The sequence below is a fragment of the Roseovarius sp. SCSIO 43702 genome, from assembly GCF_019599045.1.
Classification (GTDB): domain Bacteria; phylum Pseudomonadota; class Alphaproteobacteria; order Rhodobacterales; family Rhodobacteraceae; genus Roseovarius.
The window spans coordinates 3,204,322-3,220,788 of the sequence record NZ_CP080623.1 but is presented as its reverse complement, the minus strand read 5'-3'; the positions used below and the strand labels follow the sequence as shown (position 1 = coordinate 3,220,788).

Annotated in this window: 19 protein-coding genes; 17 read left to right on the top strand and 2 right to left on the bottom strand. The window is 67.0% G+C overall.

Annotation, left to right across the window (positions count from 1 at the left end; translation table 11 throughout):
* Positions 1-88 precede the first annotated feature (88 nt).
* The 4 genes from rsmI to K1T73_RS15835 all read left to right on the top strand — a co-directional run bounded on the left by rsmI (position 89) and on the right by K1T73_RS15835 (position 3,396).
* A complete protein-coding gene (gene rsmI, locus K1T73_RS15850) occupies positions 89-955 on the top strand; it encodes a 16S rRNA (cytidine(1402)-2'-O)-methyltransferase (protein WP_409077718.1) in 867 nt (288 codons plus the stop codon).
* A gap of 138 nt (positions 956-1,093) precedes the next feature.
* The gene (locus tag K1T73_RS15845) at positions 1,094-1,510 is read left to right on the top strand and encodes a YraN family protein (RefSeq protein ID WP_259400312.1); all 417 of its coding nucleotides are present in this window, start codon (positions 1,094-1,096) and stop codon (positions 1,508-1,510) included.
* Between the two features lie 57 nt (positions 1,511-1,567).
* Complete coding sequence (gshB, locus tag K1T73_RS15840; RefSeq protein WP_220601627.1) at positions 1,568-2,503, top strand: glutathione synthase; 936 nt, start codon at positions 1,568-1,570, stop codon at positions 2,501-2,503.
* Positions 2,500-3,396 (top strand): alpha/beta hydrolase, encoded by an 897-nt coding sequence (locus K1T73_RS15835; protein WP_220601626.1) that lies wholly within the window; start codon positions 2,500-2,502, stop codon positions 3,394-3,396. The genes gshB and K1T73_RS15835 overlap by 4 nt, the downstream gene beginning before the upstream one ends.
* Here K1T73_RS15835 and K1T73_RS15830 read toward each other — a convergent pair.
* Positions 3,383-4,897 carry a YifB family Mg chelatase-like AAA ATPase gene (locus tag K1T73_RS15830; protein ID WP_220601625.1) on the bottom strand — a complete coding sequence of 505 codons (1,515 nt, stop codon included), beginning with the start codon at positions 4,895-4,897 and terminating at the stop codon, positions 3,383-3,385. The genes K1T73_RS15835 and K1T73_RS15830 overlap by 14 nt on opposite strands.
* 192 nt (positions 4,898-5,089) lie before the next feature.
* Between K1T73_RS15830 and K1T73_RS15825 the strand changes: the two genes are divergently transcribed.
* From K1T73_RS15825 to K1T73_RS15770, 12 genes are all read left to right on the top strand, one after another.
* Positions 5,090-5,911, top strand: a complete 822-nt coding sequence (locus K1T73_RS15825) for a S49 family peptidase (RefSeq protein WP_220601624.1) — start codon at positions 5,090-5,092, stop codon at positions 5,909-5,911.
* Positions 5,908-6,078, top strand: a complete 171-nt coding sequence (locus K1T73_RS15820; protein WP_220601623.1) for a hypothetical protein — start codon at positions 5,908-5,910, stop codon at positions 6,076-6,078. Before K1T73_RS15825 ends, K1T73_RS15820 begins: the two co-directional genes overlap by 4 nt.
* Entirely contained in the window at positions 6,075-7,028 is a 954-nt protein-coding gene (locus K1T73_RS15815; protein ID WP_220603782.1) for a calcium/sodium antiporter, read from the top strand. The genes K1T73_RS15820 and K1T73_RS15815 overlap by 4 nt, the downstream gene beginning before the upstream one ends.
* Positions 7,025-7,807, top strand: a complete 783-nt coding sequence (locus tag K1T73_RS15810) for an SDR family oxidoreductase (protein ID WP_220601622.1) — start codon at positions 7,025-7,027, stop codon at positions 7,805-7,807. The genes K1T73_RS15815 and K1T73_RS15810 overlap by 4 nt, the downstream gene beginning before the upstream one ends.
* A 37-nt stretch (positions 7,808-7,844) precedes the next feature.
* On the top strand, positions 7,845-8,129 hold the full coding sequence (locus tag K1T73_RS15805) for a hypothetical protein (protein ID WP_220601621.1): 285 nt from the start codon (positions 7,845-7,847) through the stop codon (positions 8,127-8,129).
* Positions 8,130-8,163: 34 nt separating this feature from the next.
* The gene (gene uvrC, locus K1T73_RS15800; protein ID WP_220603781.1) at positions 8,164-10,023 is read left to right on the top strand and encodes an excinuclease ABC subunit UvrC; all 1,860 of its coding nucleotides are present in this window, start codon (positions 8,164-8,166) and stop codon (positions 10,021-10,023) included.
* A 56-nt stretch (positions 10,024-10,079) separates the two neighbouring features.
* Positions 10,080-10,745 (top strand): CDP-diacylglycerol--glycerol-3-phosphate 3-phosphatidyltransferase, encoded by a 666-nt coding sequence (gene pgsA, locus K1T73_RS15795; RefSeq protein WP_220601620.1) that lies wholly within the window; start codon positions 10,080-10,082, stop codon positions 10,743-10,745.
* Positions 10,745-10,990: a molybdopterin converting factor subunit 1 gene (moaD, locus tag K1T73_RS15790; RefSeq protein WP_220601619.1), complete on the top strand. Its 246-nt coding sequence runs from the start codon at positions 10,745-10,747 to the stop codon at positions 10,988-10,990. The genes pgsA and moaD overlap by 1 nt, the downstream gene beginning before the upstream one ends.
* Positions 10,991-10,995: 5 nt before the next feature.
* Complete coding sequence (locus K1T73_RS15785) at positions 10,996-11,442, top strand: molybdenum cofactor biosynthesis protein MoaE (protein WP_220601618.1); 447 nt, start codon at positions 10,996-10,998, stop codon at positions 11,440-11,442.
* 70 nt (positions 11,443-11,512) lie between these two features.
* A complete protein-coding gene (locus K1T73_RS15780) occupies positions 11,513-11,803 on the top strand; it encodes an SCP2 sterol-binding domain-containing protein (RefSeq protein ID WP_220601617.1) in 291 nt (96 codons plus the stop codon).
* Positions 11,804-12,008: 205 nt separating this feature from the next.
* The gene (locus tag K1T73_RS15775) at positions 12,009-12,554 is read left to right on the top strand and encodes a hypothetical protein (protein ID WP_220601616.1); all 546 of its coding nucleotides are present in this window, start codon (positions 12,009-12,011) and stop codon (positions 12,552-12,554) included.
* Positions 12,555-12,863: 309 nt separating this feature from the next.
* On the top strand, positions 12,864-13,739 hold the full coding sequence (locus K1T73_RS15770) for a hypothetical protein (protein WP_220601615.1): 876 nt from the start codon (positions 12,864-12,866) through the stop codon (positions 13,737-13,739).
* A gap of 27 nt (positions 13,740-13,766) precedes the next feature.
* Here K1T73_RS15770 and K1T73_RS15765 read toward each other — a convergent pair whose 3' ends face one another.
* Positions 13,767-15,020: a UbiH/UbiF/VisC/COQ6 family ubiquinone biosynthesis hydroxylase gene (locus K1T73_RS15765; RefSeq protein WP_220601614.1), complete on the bottom strand. Its 1,254-nt coding sequence runs from the start codon at positions 15,018-15,020 to the stop codon at positions 13,767-13,769.
* A 55-nt stretch (positions 15,021-15,075) separates the two neighbouring features.
* Between K1T73_RS15765 and K1T73_RS15760 the strand changes: the two genes are divergently transcribed.
* Positions 15,076-16,407, top strand: a complete 1,332-nt coding sequence (locus K1T73_RS15760; RefSeq protein WP_220601613.1) for an amidase — start codon at positions 15,076-15,078, stop codon at positions 16,405-16,407.
* Positions 16,408-16,467: the final 60 nt, after the last annotated feature.

Sequence of the window (16,467 nt, the reverse complement as noted above, 5' to 3'; positions counted from 1 at the left end):
GGCTGGACCTCATTCCCTCGGGGCGGCGGGTTCGGCCCGCCACTTCTGTCGGGAGCGATCATAAACCCTCAACCGGGCGGGTCCAGAGATGAATCCCATGGTCACGCGGATGCCCGCCGGCCTCTACCTCGTCGCGACGCCGATCGGCAGCGCGCGCGACATCACGCTGCGCGCGCTCGATCTCCTGGCGTCCTGCGATGTGCTGGTGGCCGAGGACACGAGAAGCCTGCGGCGGCTCATGGAGATCCACGGCGTCGCGCCGGGCGGGCGGCCGATCCTGTCCTACCACGATCACAGCGGCGAGGCCGCGCGGGCGCGGATCATGGCGGACATCGCGGCGGGAAGGTCAGTGCTTTATGCGTCGGAGGCCGGCACGCCGATGATCGCCGATCCGGGCTTCGATCTGGTGCGCGCGGTGCGCGATGCCGGCCACGAGGTGACGTCGGCGCCGGGCCCCTCGGCGGTGATCACGGCGCTCACGCTCGCCGGTCTGCCCACCGACAGGTTCCTCTTCGCGGGCTTCCTGCCGAGCGGGGCATCCCAGCGAAAATCCGCGCTCGAGGCGCTGGCCGGGGTCGAGGCGACGCTTGTCTTCTACGAATCACCCAAGCGCGTCGCGGCAATGCTGCGCGATGCCTCCGCGGTGCTGGGCGGGCAGCGGGAGGGGGCCCTGTGCCGCGAGCTTACCAAGAAATTCGAGGAGGTGCTGCGCGGGACGCTCGAGGAACTGGCCGCGATCTGCGCCGAGCGCACGCTCAAGGGCGAGATCGTGGTCGTCGTGGGAAAGGGACGAGCGCACGCGACCGGAGAGGAAGACCTCCGGGAGATGCTGCGCGCCGCGCTCGAGACGATGTCGGTGCGCGACGCGGCGGACGCGGTGGCGCAGGCCACGGGCGCGAAACGGCGCAGCGTCTACCAGTTGGCGCTGTCACTGGCGTCGGAGGGGCTGGGGTGACGGGCATTCGGGAAACGTTAACTGTCTTGGTATAAATATCCGGAAGGTTTGGGCGGGGGGTGGTAGGTTGAGAGGTGGCGGGCTCCGGATTGGCTATGGTGAGAGGCTGAGCGACATGGTGGCAGGAGGGAAGACGGGATGACGGTGACGGCGATGCCGCGACGGACCGGGCGGGCGCCTGCCGCGGAGGCGCTGAGGGCGCGCGGGCTCATGGCCTACCTCGCTGGAAGCGCGGCGGAGGAACAGGTTCGCCTCGAGTATCTTGCGCGCGGTGCGGTCTGCCTCGAGCAACGGTGGCGCGGGCAGGCCGGAGAAATCGACCTGATCTTCCGCGAGAATGGCGTGGTGGTCTTCGTCGAGGTCAAGACCTCGAAGACCCGCGACCGGGCCGTCGAAAGCTTCCGGCCCGCGCAGATGGAGCGGGTCTATGCGGCGGGGTCGGAATACCTAGCGCATGTGCCGGAAGGGCAATTGGCGGAGGTGCGCTTCGATCTGGCCACGGTAGACGGTGTGGGCCGGATCGAGATCATGGAAAACGCGTTCGGCCATTTCTGAATTGAACCGGGAGCGGCCATGTTCCATGTAAGTCCTGTGCAGCAGGAGTGACATGGAATGAAAATCGCCTTCCAGATGGATCCGATCGGCCCCATCGATATCGACGCCGACAGCACGTTTCGGTTGATGCTCGAGGCGCAGGAGCGCGGGCATGAGCTTTTCTACTATACGCCCGACGAGCTCGCTTACGACGAGGGCCGGATCACGGCGCGGGGTTGGCCCGTCACGGTGCAGCGGGTCAGGGGCGATCACTACGCGCTGGGCGAAAAGCAGGTCGCGGACCTGGGCGAGTTCGATGTCGTCTGGCTGCGGCAGGACCCGCCCTTCGACATGTTCTATATCACCACCACGCATCTCCTCGACCGGCTGGCATCGCAGACCCTCGTCCTGAACGACCCGTTCTGGGTGAGGAACTTCCCCGAGAAGCTTCTCGTTCTCGATTTCCCCGACCTCATGCCGCCCACCACCATCGCGCGGGATATCGGCACGTTGCGCGCCTTCAAGGACCGCCACGGCGACGTGATCCTCAAGCCACTTTACGGCAATGGCGGCGCGGGTGTCTTCCTGCTGGTCGAGAGCGATCGCAACCTCACCTCGCTGCACGAGATGTTCAGCGGGTTCAGCCGCGAGCCGCTCATCGTGCAGAAATTCCTGCCCGACGTGGCCAAGGGCGACAAGCGGGTGATCCTCGTCGACGGAGAGCCGGTGGGCGCGATAAACCGGGTGCCCGCGAAGGGCGAGACGCGGTCGAACATGCATGTGGGCGGCCGGCCCGAGAAGATCGCGCTGAGCGAGCGCGACCGCGAGATCTGCGCGCGGATCGGGCCGCTCCTGCGCGAGAAGGGGCAGGTCTTCGTGGGGATCGACGTCATCGGCGACTACCTGACCGAGATCAACGTGACCTCGCCCACCGGCATCCAGGAACTCGAGCGGTTCGACGGCACCAACGTCGCGGGCCTCATCTGGGACGCGGTGGACCGTCGCCTGGCATGAGCGTCGCGAGGTCCCTGCTCAACGCCTGGCTACGCCGTGTCGAGCGGCCCCACCTCGCGCGGGCGAAAGACCCCCAGCGGCTGCGCAGGTCGTTCGAGCTGAAGGCGCGGCTTTTCCTGCACGGACCGCGGGGCGCCACGCGCGAGGAGGGGACCCTGGAACATGGCGGGCGGCAGGTGCCGGCGCTGCATGTCCGCGCGCGAGAGGCCGGGGAGGGGCCGGTCGTCCTTTACCTGCACGGCGGCGGCTATGTCTTCGGAAGTCCGCGCACCCATGCTGCGATGCTGGCCACGCTGAGCCGCGAGGCACGGTGCCGGGTGGTGTTGCCGGATTATGCGAAGGCGCCCGATCGCGCGTTTCCCGCCGCGGTCGAGGATGCGCTTTGCGCCTATCGCGCGCTCGAGGCCGAGCCGGGGGGCGTCATCCTCGGCGGAGACAGCGCGGGCGGTGGCCTGGCGCTGGCAATTCTGGGCGAGATCGTGCGGCTGGGATTGCGCCGCCCGCGGGGCCTCTTCGCCTTCTCGCCGCTCACCGATATGACCTTTTCGGGCGCGAGCCTGCGCGAGAACGCGGCGTGCGACGCGGTTCTTCCGGCCGAGCGTGCGGGAGAGATGGCCGAGATGTATCTTGCCGGCCACGACCCGGCCGATCCACGCGCCTCGCCGCTTTTCGCCGGGTTCGCGGGCGCCCCGCCGGTCTGGCTCTGCGTCGGAGATACCGAGATCCTGCGCGACGACGCGCGACGGATGGCGGAGCGGCTGCGCGCGCAGGGCGTGGAGGTGCAGTTGCGCGAGCATCACGACCTGCCGCATGTCTGGCCGCTGTTTCACAACGTGCTGCCCGAGGGTCGGGCGACACTGCGCGAGGTGGCCGGCTGGATCAGGTCTCTTTGAGGCCGGTGATGCGGTAGCTCACGGCCTCGGCCACATGGGGGCGGCGGACCTCGGTCGAGCCGTCGAGATCGGCGATGGTGCGCGCCACGCGCATGACGCGATGATAGCCCCGGGCGGTGAGCCCGAAGCGTTCCGCCACGCGCGCGAGCAGCGCACGGCCCTCGGTATCGGGGGTCGCGACCTCCTCGAGGGCCTCGCCTTCGGCATCGGCGTTGAGGCGCATGTCGGCCCGGGCGGCGTAGCGGTCCTGTTGCACCGCCCGTGCCCGAGTGACGCGCGCGGCAACCTCGGCGGAACTGTCGCCCGAGGCGGGCAGGTCGAGATCGGTGAAGGCCACGGGCGGCACCTCGATCCTGAGATCGAAGCGATCCATGAGCGGGCCGGAGATGCGGGCCATGTAGTCCTCGCCGCAGACAGGGGCGCGGGTGCAGGCGCGGGCGGGGTCGGGCAGGTAGCCGCATTTGCAGGGGTTGGCCGCGGCCACGAGCATGAAGCGGCACGGGTAGCGCACATGGGCGTTGGCGCGGGCGACCACCACCTCGCCCGTTTCGATGGGCTGGCGCAGGGTTTCGAGGACGGTGCGGGGAAACTCGGGAAACTCGTCCATGAAGAGCACGCCGTTATGCGCGAGGCTGATCTCGCCCGGACCGGCGCGGCGCCCGCCGCCCACGATGGCGGCCATGGAGGCGGTGTGGTGCGGCTCGCGGAAGGGGCGGGCGCGGTTGATGCCGCCTTCGTCGAGGAGCCCGGCGAGCGAGTGGATCATCGAGGTTTCCAGCGCCTCGCCCGGCGTGAGAGGCGGCAGGATCCCCGGCAGGCGCGCGGCCAGCATGGACTTTCCCGAGCCGGGAGTGCCGGTCATCATAAGGTGGTGCCGGCCCGCAGCCGCGATCTCGAGTGCGCGCTTGGCGCGTTCCTGTCCCTTCACATCGCGCAGGCAGCGCCCGGACGGATCGCCATGCACCTCGCCGGGCTCGGCCGGGGGCAGGGGGGATTGCCCCGTGTAGTGGCGCACCACGTCCGCAAGCGTGGCCGCGCCCAGCACGCGGGTCGCCTCGACCCAGGCCGCCTCGGCGCCGGAGGCGCGCGGGCAGAGCAGCGTGCGGTTCTCCTCGGCCGCGGCCATGGCGGCGGGAAGCGCGCCCACCACGGGCATGAGCGAGCCGTCGAGGGACAATTCGCCCAGCGAGGTCGTCTCCTCGACGGCGTCGGCGGGGATGATCTCGAGCGCGGCAAGCAGCGACAGCGCGATGGGCAGGTCGAAATGGCTGCCCTCCTTCGGCAGGTCAGCCGGGCTGAGATTGACGGTGATGCGCTTCGACGGAAGCGCGATGGACATGGCGCTGAGCGCGGTGCGGACCCGATCGCGCGCCTCGGACACGGCCTTGTCGGGCAGGCCCACGAGCGAAAAGCCGGGCAGTCCGGGCGTGACGGCGCATTGCACCTCGACGGGGCGGGCCTCGACCCCCTGGAAGGCCACGGTATAGGCGCGGGCGACCATCGGCGCGGCCCCTTGTCATGGTTTCGACTGGTTAACGATACGGGCGACGTGGTTAGCGAATGGTTAACGCGTGGAGATGCTTGTTTCCTGCATGGACGACGTGGCGTGGTCCGGTTACTTTTTTGTCATAGGACCGAATTGCGGGGGCGGTGCTTCTTGTTTCATGGCGTCGTGCGATCTACATCGGCCTTCATGAAGCTCTGGTCCTCCCTGAAATCTCGGCTGCCGTGGTCCAGGGCGCATCCCCGCGTCGCGGTGGTGCGCCTGATGGGCACGATCGGCTCGGGGCCGCGCTCGGCGCTGAGCGACGAGGCCATGCGCCCGGTGCTGGAAAAGGCGTTCCGGCGCGGCAAGCCCGCGGCGGTCGCGCTCGTCATCAATTCGCCGGGCGGATCGCCCGTGCAATCGGCGCTGATCGCAGCGCGGATACGGCGGCTGGCCGAGGAGCACGACGTGCCAGTCCATGCCTTCGTGGAGGACGTGGCGGCGTCGGGGGGCTATTGGCTCGCCACCGCGGCGGATGACATCTGGGTCGATCACTGTTCGATCGTGGGCTCGATCGGAGTGATCTCGGCGGGGTTCGGCGCGCATGTGTTCCTGGCCCGGCAGGGGATCGAACGGCGCGTTCACACGGCGGGCGAGTCGAAGAGCATGCTCGACCCGTTCCAGCCCGAGAAGGAAGAGGACGTGGCGCGGCTCGAGGCGCTTCTCGACCAGATGCACGAGGGGTTCATCGCGCAGGTGAAGGCACGGCGGGGCGACAGGCTGACCTCGGAACGCGATCTATTCACCGGCGAGTTCTGGATCGGGAAACGCGCGGTGAGCCTCGGGCTGGTCGATGGCGAGGCGCATCTCGAACCGAAGCTGCGCGCGCTTTACGGCCGCAAGGTCAAGCTCTTGCGCTATGGCCGAAAGAAAGGCCTCCTGGCGCGGTTCGGCGCGAGCATGGCGGAGGACGCGCTGGGCGCGATCGAGGAGCGCGCGGAGTTCGCGCGGTTCGGTATCCGCCCATGATTGTCAAGATCGTCCTGCTGTTCCTCGTCGCGATGGGTGTCCTGGCCATGTTCGGCAAACTGCGGTTCCCCGGGCAGGCGCGGCTGGACGCGATGAAGTGCAAATCCTGCGGGCGGTATCGCATCGGCAAGGGGCCTTGCACATGCGGCCGGGGCGGGCGCGGATGATGGTATGGGCCTATGCTGGGCTGGGTCTCGTGATCCTGTTGCTGGCGGGGGATTCGCTGGTGAAGGGGGCGGTGAACCTGAGCCTGCGCGTGGGCGTGCCCGCGCTGATCGTAAGCCTGACCATCGTGGCTTTCGGCACGTCGGCGCCAGAGCTTATCATCGCGATCAACGCGGTCCTTGAGAACAAGGCGGGGCTGGCGCTGGGCAACGTGGTGGGATCCAACACGGCGAACGTCCTTCTGGTGCTGGGCCTGCCCGCGATCCTTTCGGTGCTGCACACCAGTCAGTGCCAAACCCGCAAGACATACGTGCAGATGATGGCGGCCACCGTGGTCTTCATCGCGCTGGCCTTCCGGGGAATCTTCGACATCTGGGCGGCAATCGTGCTGCTGGCGCTTCTGGCCTATGTCCTGGGGGGCGCGTTTCGCGAGGCGAAGGCGCATCGGCGGGTCGCGAAGGATCGCGCGCGCGACGAAGAAGAGATCGAGGGCGCGGATCCGGACATGCCCTGGTGGCAGATCGTCGTCTTTCTTGTCCTGGGCCTGATCGGCTTGCCCCTCGGGGCCGACCTGCTCGTTCACAACGCGTCGATCATCGCGGGCCACTACGGGGTGAGCGATGCGGTGATCGGGCTTACACTCGTCGCGCTCGGCACGTCGCTGCCGGAATTGGCGACGACCGTGATGGCGGCGCTGCGCCGGCAGGCGGACGTGGCATTGGGCAACGTGATCGGGTCGAACATGTTCAACCTGCTGGCCATTATTGGTATTACGGCACTTGTCGGTCCGATCCCCGTCGATCCCGAATTCCTCCGCTTCGATTTGTGGGTGATGCTGGCATCGTCGCTGGTGCTGGTGCCGTTCGTGATGTTCCGGCGGGATATCGGCCGCGTCTGGGGTGTGATCCTGACGGTGAGTTACCTGGGATATATTTACGTGGTGCTGGCATGAGCGACAGGGCTTTGGTGACAGGGGCCGGGCGGCGGCTGGGCCGCGCGATGGCGCTGGAACTCGCGCGGCGAGGCTTTGACGTCGCGGTTCATTACGCGGGCTCCGAGCAGGCCGCGCGGGAGGTAGCCGACGAGATCCGGGCCATGGGCCGCGAGGCAGTGACGCTGCAAGCCGACCTGACGATCGAGGCGGAGATGCAGGAGCTTGTGCCGCGCGCGATGAAGGCGCTTGGCGGGTCGCTGACCGTGCTGGTCAACAACGCGTCGATCTTCGAGCACGACCGGATCGGGAGCGTCACGCGCGAAAGCTGGGATCGGCACCTGGAGAGCAACCTGCGTGCGCCCGTGGTCCTGACGCAGGCCATTGCGGAGGCGATGCCAGAGGCGGAGATCGACGCAGGGGGCGAGCCGGTGGCGCGGGGCCTCGTGGTCAACATGATCGACCAGAGGGTGCGGAAGCTCACGCCCGAGTTCATGTCCTACACGATCGCGAAGATGGGGCTCTGGGCCTTTACCCGGACCGCCGCGCAGGCGCTTGCCCCGCATGTGCGCGTGAACGCGATCGGCCCCGGCCCGACGCTGAGGGCGGAGCGGCAGAGCGAGGCACATTTCGCCGCGCAGCGGGAAGGCACGATTTTGCAACGCGGCGCGGACGTGGAGGACATTGTCGGTGCGCTGGCATACTTCCTCGATGCAAAGGCCGTGACGGGGCAGCTTCTTTGCGTCGACGGGGGGCAGCACCTCGGATGGCGGACGCCCGATATCGTGGGGGTCGAGTAGCCCTTGTCGACGAGTGTCGCAGGGCCGCGATGCCGCGATGCAGCAGATTTCGGAACCTGCCAAAAGGAGGGTCGGCGATGCAAGTTTTGCACCGCGACCGCTGTTTGTCACAAAGGCGCTGAAATCCTTAGTGTTTTCAGCTTGTTGTTCAGCCGAAAAGAAAGTTTATCGTGAAATCAATGGGTTGCAGAACTGCCTAATTTTTGAGCATATTAACGAAGCAGCACGGAAACAAAGGAAATTTCCGGTTCACCCGAAGTTATCGTCAGACTTATCCACAGAATGCGTGGACGAGTTTCCTCTTGAAGCGGTGGCGATATGATGCGGAGGCGGAGACGGGAATCGGCAAGGTCGGCATGAGCGAGGAAACCACCCAGAAACGCGGCCACGAGGTGATCCGCGACTACCTCAAGTCGCTGGACGGAAGTCCGGGAGTGTATCGCATGCTCGATAGCTCGGCGCGGGTGCTCTACGTGGGCAAGGCGCGCAACCTCAAGGCGCGGGTTTCGAGCTATGCGCGGCCCACGGGGCACACGGGCCGGATCGCCCGGATGATCCGCGAGACGGCCTCGATGATGTTCCTGACCACGCGGACCGAGACCGAGGCGCTGCTGCTCGAACAGAACCTGATCAAGCAGCTCAAACCGAAGTTCAACGTGCTTCTGCGCGACGACAAGAGCTTTCCGAACATCCTCGTCACAGAGCACGATTTCCCGATGATCAAGAAGCACCGGGGGGCCAAGCGCGAGAAGGGGGCGTATTACGGCCCCTTCGCGAGCGCAGGCGCGGTCAACCGGACCCTGGCGCAGTTGCAGCGCGTGTTCCTGCTGCGCAATTGCTCGGACGCGATGTTCGAGACGCGCACGCGGCCTTGCCTGCAATACCAGATCAAACGCTGCACCGCGCCCTGCGTGGGCTATATCGACAAGGCCGAGTACGCGGGCCAGGTGCGCGACGCGGAGCGCTATCTCTCGGGGAAATCGACCGAGATCCAGGAGAAGCTCGCGCGGCAGATGCAGGAGGCGAGCGAGGCGATGGAGTTCGAGCGCGCCGCCGCGTTGCGCGACCGGATCAAGGCGCTGACGCAGGTGCAGAGCGCGCAAGGCATCAACCCGCGCAGCGTGGACGAGGCGGACGTGATCGCGCTCAATCTCGAGAAGGGCCAGGCCTGCGTGCAGGTGTTCTTCATCCGGGGCGGGCAGAACTGGGGCAATCGCGATTTCTATCCGCGTGTGGGCGCCGACGTGGAGGAAGCCGAGGTGCTCGAGGCATTCATCGGGCAGTTCTACGACACGAAGGAGCCGCCGCGGCAGTTGATCCTGAGCCATGCGCTCGAAAATCCTGACCTGATGCAGGAGGCGCTGAGCGAAAAGCTGGGGCGGAAGGTGAGGATCCTGGTGCCGGTCCGGGGGGAGAAGGCCGAGCTGGTCGATGCGGCGCTGAGGAATGCGCGCGAGAGCCTGGCGCGGCGCATGGCCGAGAGCGCCACGCAGGCGAAGCTGCTAAAGGGGCTGGCCGAGGCGTTTGATCTCGACGCGCCGCCCGAGCGGATCGAGGTCTATGACAACAGCCACATCCAGGGTGCGCACGCCGTGGGCGCGATGATCGTCGCAGGGCCCGAAGGGTTCATGAAGAACCAGTATCGCAAGTTCAACATCCGGGGCGATGACCTGACGCCGGGTGATGATTTCGGCATGATGAAGGAGGTTCTGAAGCGACGCTTCAAGCGCCTGCTGAAGGAAGATCCCGACCGCGAGAAAGGACTTTGGCCCGACCTGCTGCTCATTGATGGGGGCGCGGGGCAGGTAAGTGCGGTCGCGTCGATCATGCGCGAGATGGGGGTCGAGGACATCGCGATGGTGGGCGTGGCCAAGGGCATCGACCGCGACCACGGCAAGGAGGAATTTCATCGCGTGGGCAAGCAACCCAAGGCGCTGAGGCACAACGACCCGGTGCTCTATTTCGTGCAACGCCTGCGCGACGAGGCGCATCGCTTCGCCATCGGCACCCACCGCGCCAAGCGGTCGAAGGCGGTGAGCGCCAACCCGCTCGACGAGGTGCCGGGCGTGGGGGCCGCGCGCAAGCGTGCGCTGCTGGCGCATTTCGGCAGCGCCAAGGCGGTGAGCCGCGCCAACGTCGCCGATCTCAAGGCCGTGGAGGGCGTGAGCGAGGCGCTGGCGCAGAAAGTCTATGATTTCTTCCACGAGAAGGGGTGAGACGGCGCGCCAATCGCCGCTTTCCCCCGGTCCGACCGCGCGATAGGGTCTGGCGCATGACACTGACGATCCCGAACCTCCTGACGATCCTGCGTCTTCTGGCGGCGCCCGCCGTCGCGGTGATGTTCCTATACTTCACCCGGCCGTGGGCGGACTGGTTCGCGCTCATCCTCTTCGTCGTGGCGGCGATCACCGATTGGTTCGACGGCTACCTCGCCCGAAGCTGGAAGCAGGAGACGAAGCTGGGCGCGATGCTCGACCCCATTGCCGACAAGGCGATGGTGGTGATCGCGCTGATGGTCATCACGGGCTTCTCGGGGATGAACCCCTGGTTCCTCCTGCCCGCGACGCTGATCATCTTTCGCGAGGTTTTCGTGTCGGGTCTCCGCGAGTTCCTGGGCGATACCGCCGGCTTGCTGAAGGTCACGAAGCTTGCCAAGTGGAAGACGACGGCGCAGATGGTGGCGATCGCGGTTCTGTTCGCGACGGGTGTGTTCGAGCATAACATCCTCGACCGGACGGCGGGCATGGACACGCGGATGGTCGATGACATCATGGCCGGACGCGCGGCGGATCATGTCGGCCTGGTCTGGAATTACTACGCCTCCGTCATCACATGGTGGACAGGTGTCGTGCTGTTGTGGGTCGCCGCGGCACTGACGCTGGTGACGGGGGTCGATTATTTCGCCAAGGCGATGCCGTATCTGAAGGATGACCGCTGATGGATGTTCTTTATTTTGCATGGGTGCGCGAGCGGGTGGGCCTGCCGCGCGAGAGGGTCGAGACCGGGGCCGCGACAGTGCGCGAACTGGTGGCCGAGTTGCGCGCGCGTGAGGCGCGGTATGACGCGGCCTTCGCCGACGAGCGGGCGCTGCGCGTGGCGGTCGATCAGGAACTGGCCGATTTCGACGCCGAGATCGCCGGTGCGCGCGAGGTGGCGTTCTTTCCGCCGATGACCGGGGGCTGAGACCGATGGATATTCGCGTGCAGGCCGAACCGTTCGACCTCGGCCGGGAGGCGAGCGCCTTCGCCGCGCGGCAGAAAGGCATGGGCGCGATCGTGACCTTCACGGGCATCGTGCGCGACGTGGCGGGCGGCCTCGACCGGATGGAGATCGAGCATTACCCCGGCATGACCGAAAGGGCCCTGCGCGAGATCGCGCAGGAGGCCCGGACGCGGTGGGGGCTTGGTGACGTCCTGGTCCTGCACCGTCATGGCGCGATGGCCCCGGACGAGATGATCATGATGGTCGCCACCGCCGCGCCGCACCGCAAGGCCGCGTTCGAAGCGGCCGAATTCCTGATGGATTACCTCAAGTCGCGCGCGCCTTTCTGGAAGAAGGAGCATGGTCGCGACGGTGCGGATTGGGTGGCCGCCAAGGACGAGGACGAGGCCGCGCTCGATCGCTGGACGAAGTGACGCGAGGTCTGAATTGCGGAGGCTCCCGGGCGGTGCATAGGTATGATCCGAGCCGTCGAGGGAGTGCCCGATGTCCGAGATCATCCAAGCCTATGTCAGTCGCCTCGACCCGAAGGCGCGCGGCGCGATCCGTGGAACCGCGAAACTGGTCGTGACCGGGGAGGGGTCCGTCATGCTTGACGAGACAGGCGCGCGGGAAGGCGACGACGCGGCGGACGTGGTCCTGATGGCGAGCGATGCGGTCTTTCGCGCGATCCTCTCGGGAGAGCAGAACCCGGTGATGGCCTACATGTCCGGCAAGCTGAAGGTGGAAGGCAACGCCCAGCGCGCGCTCAAGGTCAGCGGAATTCTGACGGGATAACGGCCGCTCGGTCCACCTCCGTTGCCTGCATCGCCATCAGAATGAGCATGGGCGCATCCGACCGGTAACGTGGCGTCGGCAGGACGAGTGCGGGCGGACCGGACTCCGTCGAGGCAGGACACGATTTGCGGTGGAATTCCGCCTTGGCCCGACGCACACTCTGGAGCGTATCTACATTGAGCGGACCGGTTATAGGACAGCAGGCATGATGACAGTTTCGAAAAAGGCGCTGCGTGGAGGGCGAATGCTCGGCCTCCTGGTCGCCGCGATGGCGGTGCAGGGCTGTGAGGATAACGGTTTTCGGGGCCGGGATACGGGAGAGGAGCAGGCGGTTGTGCCCTCGGCACAGACCGTGACAAGCGTCTCGAGCGCGAAGCCTGTCGCCAAGCCCAAGGCCAAGCCGGCCAATGCCAGCCCCGCCCCGACCAGGAGCACACCCGTGCCAAGTGAAGCCACCCGCGATCTCGACCTGCGCGTGACGTATTACGTGCGCCTCATGGTGCCGCCGGGATCGAAATTGACCGTTACCGCCGATGGGTCCGGCACGCCCGTTTCGAAATCCGTCACCACCGAGGGCGGACCGCCCTATCACGTGACGCTGCCGGTGCCGCAGGCGACAGCCGCCTATCCGATGAAGATCACCGCGACGCTCGACTCGGCTGTCGGCCATGTGCTCGAGGGCGAGGTCACGCTGTCCGAAATGCCGGATGGTGAGATCGAAGTCGTCATGTCGCCCAAGAGCGCGAATTGAGGAGAGACTTGATCAGAGGACCCGGCCGCAAGATCCTTCTCGCCGCCTGTCGCACGAGCCTGTCACGGGCGCCAAGGTCGCCTGTATCGATCCCTGCGAACGGGCGTGACGAGCGCGCGGCCTGGCGAGGTGGCGAGGAACGATCAACTAGAACTCCTTTCTCTCGGCCACCCGTGACGGCGTAAGTCCGCGTCCCGAGAACCCCACGTCGATTTCCGGCCCGATGCTCAATGCGGAGTTGTATAACGGGTATTGCGGCTACGGCTTTCTCCGGCTGTCGCCGAAGTGAGCGCGAAAGGACGGGCAGGTATGAAAGGTTTGATCGGGCTGAGCGCGGCGCTTTTCTTCGGGGCCGCAGGCATGGCGGGCGCCCAAGGGGGTGAGAGGTGTCTGAACCCGGCGCAGGTGCGCGACGCGGATGTGCAGCGAAATGCGGCGGTGCTGGGTGCGGGCATCTGCATCTCGCAGATCGCGATCGAGGAGGACGGGCTATCGTGGCGGTTCACAGTGATCGAGAACACGCGGCATAGGCGGGGGCCGACCATTTTCCTGCTGCACGACAACGAGCAATCGGCCTTCGACACAGCCGTCTACGGGATTCGCAGATATGGCGGCAAGATCGTCGCGGTGGAGGCGGGCGACGGGCGCGAGTTCCGGGGGCAGGACCCGAACCGGAATTTCGGCACCAGCAAGGCCGGCACCGTCACGTGTCGCGAGATGCGCCGCAAACCGGCGCCGATTTTCACCAGGGTCCTGATGGATCTGCGCAACACGCGGCCCGGCTTCGTCCTGACGCTGCACAACAACGCCAACGGCCATAGCGGCAACGGTGGCAGCGGCGGAATCAGCGCGGCACGCCAGAGCGCGGCGATGACGGGACGGATGGCACCCGGCGACGGGGACGAAGACGACGCCATTCTTCTCGCGGGGACCCGGCCGCTTGACCGGAATGCTGGGGCGCAAGACGTCATCGCGCGGCTGCACAGGGCCAAGGTCAACGCGATCTACGAGCATGTCCGCCCCGATCGCAACGATTGCTCACTCTCGAACTACGTGGTGCTCAACAATCTCGGCACCTATTACAACATCGAGGCCCAGCACGGTCACACGGCGCAACAGAAGCGGATGCTCGATATCCTGATGCAGATGGAGCGGGTGAAGGTGCGGGACAAGGCCGTGCGGTAGGCCGAGATTCTCTTGAACGAGAGCCGTTCAGCGCATCAGTTCGGGCAGATCGCCGGTGAGGCCCGCGGCCTCGCGCATGAGACCTCGGCGCAGTCCGGGCCAGCCGTTGATGACACCCATGCCGATATCGCGCCCGAGACGCAGGAGCGGGTTGTCGGTGGAAAAGAGCCGGTTCGTCAGGTCGGTGGTCATCGCGAGCGTCGCGGTGTCGAAGCGGCGCCATTGCTGATACCGGGCCAGCACGTCCGCCGCCCCGATATCCTCGCCCCGCGTGCGCGCCTCCGACAACACCTGGGCCAGCGCCGCCACGTCGCGCAGCCCGGCGTTGAGGCCCTGCCCCGCGATGGGGTGCATCCCGTGAGCCGCATCCCCGGCGAGCGCGAGGCGGGGGGCGATGAAGCTGTTGGCGAGGGTGAGGTTCAGCGGGTAAGTGTAGCGCTTTCCACGCAGCGCGATCTCGCCCAGGAAATCGCCGAAACGGGGGCGCAGCACCTCCATGAAGCCCGTGTCGTCGAGCGCGGCGAATTCGGCGGCGGTGTCGTCGGTCTCGCTCCAGACGATCGAGCTTCGGTTGCCGGGAAGCGGCAGGATGGCGAGGGGACCGGAGGGCATGAAGAACTGGTGCGCGACGCCGTTATGGGGAAGCTCGTGTTCGATGGCGGCAACAAGCGCCGTCTGACCGTAATACCAACCTGTGCGCGAGATGCCTGCCCGCGCCGCCGTGCCCGAGGCGCGCCCGTCGCAGCCGACGAGAAGCGCGCCCTCGATCTCGCGCCCAGAGGCGCAGGTGAGGCGCACCCGGCCCGCGTCGACCTCCTGCGCCGTCACCTGTTCGCCCGAAAGATGGGTGATCCGGTTGCTCTCGGCCAAGGCATCGAGCAATGCGCGACGCAGGAAGCGATCCTCGACCATGTGGCCCATCGGCCCTTCCTCGATCTCGGCGTGATCGAAATGAAGGAAGAAGGGCGAAAGCGGACCTTCGCCGGCGCGCCCGTCCGACACCTTGATCTCGAGCATCGGCTGGGTGTTGCCGTCAAGCCTGTCCCAGATCCCGAGCCGCCGCAGAAGTCGCACCGACGCCAGTGCCAGTGCGTAGGCGCGCCCGTCGAAGGCGGCATTCTTGCGGACCTTCTCGGATTGGGCGTCGACCACGGTCACGCCGAAGCCCGCCCGCGCGAGCGCGAGCGCCAAGGCCGGTCCGCCGAGACCGCCGCCCACGATCAGGATGTCATCGCGTCTTTCCATGCGGCCAAATATGATGGTCGCGGCGGGATTGTCCATGCGTCGCGGGGACGCTACCGTCGCGCGGGTTGACCACGGGGCGGGGAGAGACGCGATGCAGGAGTGGCTCTGGATGAGTGCGGCGGAGCTTGGCCGGGGGATCGGCGCGGGCGAGATAGATGCCGAGGCGCTTACCGACACCTACCTTGCTTCCATCGAGGCGCATCCCGAGCGCGACCGTATCTATAGCGTCGTCACCGCGCCGCGCGCCCGCGCCGAGGCGGCAGCAGCGGCAAAACGCGCCCGGACGGACCAGCGGCGCGGGCCGCTCGACGGGGTGCCGGTGAGCTGGAAAGACCTCTTCGACAGTGCCGGGACCGAGACGATGGCGGGTTCGCAGCTTCTCAAGGGGCGGGTGCCGGAGCGCGACGCCGCCGTGCTCGAGGCCGCGACGATCGCGGGGCTCGTCTGTCTGGGCAAGACACATATGAGCGAGCTGGCCTTCTCGGGGCTGGGCCTCAACCCGATGACCGCGACGTCACCGAACGTGAACGATCCGGGTGCGGTGCCGGGCGGATCCTCCTCGGGTGCGGGTGCGAGCGTCGCCTTTGGCCTCGCGGCCTGCGGCATCGGCAGTGATACGGGCGGATCTGTGCGGATCCCGGCGGCATGGAATGACCTCGTGGGTCTCAAGACCACCTCGGGGCGCCTGCCTGATCGGGGGATCGTGCCGCTTGCTGCGCGGTTCGACACGGTGGGACCGCTGGGACGCAGCGTCGAGGATTGCGCGCTGGCGCTTGCCGCGCTCGAGGGACGGCGGGATGCCGTCGATCTCGGGGGCACGCGGCTTGACGGGATGCGATTCGCGGCGCTTGAGGGCGTGGTGATGGAGGATGTGCGCGACGGTCCGCTCAAGGCCTACCAGGGCGCCCTCGCCAGGTTCCGGGATGCCGGGGCGGAGATCGTGGCCATCGCCTCGCCCGAGATCGAGGAAGCGATGCCGATGTCGGGCGTCCTCTTCACCGCAGAGGCCTATGGCATCTGGGGCAAGACCATCGAGGCGGCGCCGGACAAGATGTTCCGGCCAATCCGCGAACGCTTCGAGCTGGGCCGCGAGGTGAGCGGACCCGACTACGTGGCGGCGTGGCGCAGGCTCGACGCGCTGCGGCGCGAATGGGCAGCGCGGATGGCGGGGTTCGATGCGGTGATCCTGCCCACCTCGGCCAACCTGCCGCCCGATGCCACGCGGCTGATGGAGGATGACGACTATTACGTCACCGAGAACCTGCTGACGCTGCGCAATACGCGGGTAGCGAATCTCATGGGGCTTTCGGCGATCACCCTGCCCACCGGCGTGCCGAGCTGCGGTGTGATGCTGTGCGGCAGCGCGATGGGCGAGGAACGGCTGTTGCGGGTCGCGAAGGCGGCGGAGGATGCGCTCGCCTGAGAACGCATGTTTCCTGGGCATTCGGGCCCGATGAAAGCGCGCATCGACCGCCGTCTGCTC